1 protein-coding gene and 1 pseudogene are annotated in these 1127 nt (G+C 79.5%); both read left to right on the top strand.

Going from position 1 to position 1127, the window contains the following annotated elements; all coding sequences use genetic code 11:
- Positions 1-193: hypothetical protein (locus ACWDSJ_RS37845; protein WP_450037683.1), on the top strand; the 193-nt coding region annotated here is incomplete at its 5' end.
- Positions 194-195: 2 nt separating this feature from the next.
- A pseudogene (locus tag ACWDSJ_RS37840) lies at positions 196-1127 on the top strand (hypothetical protein); the annotation flags it as partial.

Genomic DNA, 1127 nt, shown 5'->3' with positions numbered 1-1127 from the left:
CGACGAGGTCGTCTCGATCGGCTCGCTCAGCAAGATCCTGTGGGGCGGGCTGCGGATCGGCTGGATCCGAGCGCCCGCCGCGCTCATCGCCCGGCCGCCATCGTGCCCGCCCCGGCCGCGCCCGGCCCGGCCGACGCGTTCGCTGCCCTGGGCCGCGCCGCTGTCGTGTTCGGCCGCGCCGCTATCGCGCTGATAGTGGCTGTTGTCGCGGTGGCCGCCGCGCTGGGCCGCCGCACCCTCGCCATCGTGGCGCACCCGGCGACCGCCCGCACCCGCCCCGCCCCGGCCGCCCGGCCGCGCGTCACCGTGGCCGCCGCCCCGCCGCGCGTCCGCCCGGTTGCCACCACCCGCCCCGAACAAGCCCCGGCCGCGCCCAGCACCCCGGCCCCGGCCGCACTCGCCCCGGCCCCGGCCGACACTGCCTCGGTGGCTGACACCCCGGCCGCCGCGCCCGCGCCTGCCACCGCCCCGGCCGACACGGAACCAGCGACCGACACCACCGCGCCCGCTACCGAACCCGCCCCGGCCGCGCCGCGCACCGCCGCCCGCAAGGCCACCAAACCCGCCACCAAGAAACCCGCCGCCCCCAAGCGCGCCCCGGCCGCCCACGCCACCACCGACGACACCGCGACCACGGCCACCGCACCCAAACGGCGCGCCCGCAAGGACGCCACCCCCGCCGCCGACACGGCCGCCCCCACCACCGCCCCGGCCGCGTCGGGCACTACCCGCAAGGCTGCGAAACCCGCTGCGGGCACACGCACCAAGGCCGCCACGGGCAAGACGGACACCGCCACACCGGCACCGGCACCGGCGGCGGGCACCCCGGCTGCCGACGCGCCCGCCCCGGCGGCCCGCCGGACGGCGCGCAAGAACGCCACACCCGACCCGGCAAAGTCGGGCGCGGCCCGCAAGAACACGAAAACCGCTGCCGCCAAGCCTGACTCGGGCACCGACAGCAAGGCCGAAACCGTGACCGCCCCGACACCGGCCGACACCCCGGCCGCCTCGGGCACCGCGCGCAAGGCTGCGAAACCCGCAGCGGGCAAACGTGCCTCGACCACCAAGCGCGCCACCGCGACCGCGCCGGACACCGCGAACGCCACCCCGGCCGCGCGCCCCCGCCG

It is taken from the genome of Nocardia sp. NPDC003482 (assembly GCF_053588115.1).
Note: the sequence above shows the minus strand (reverse complement) of the source record. Positions and strands in the feature narration are given on the sequence as shown.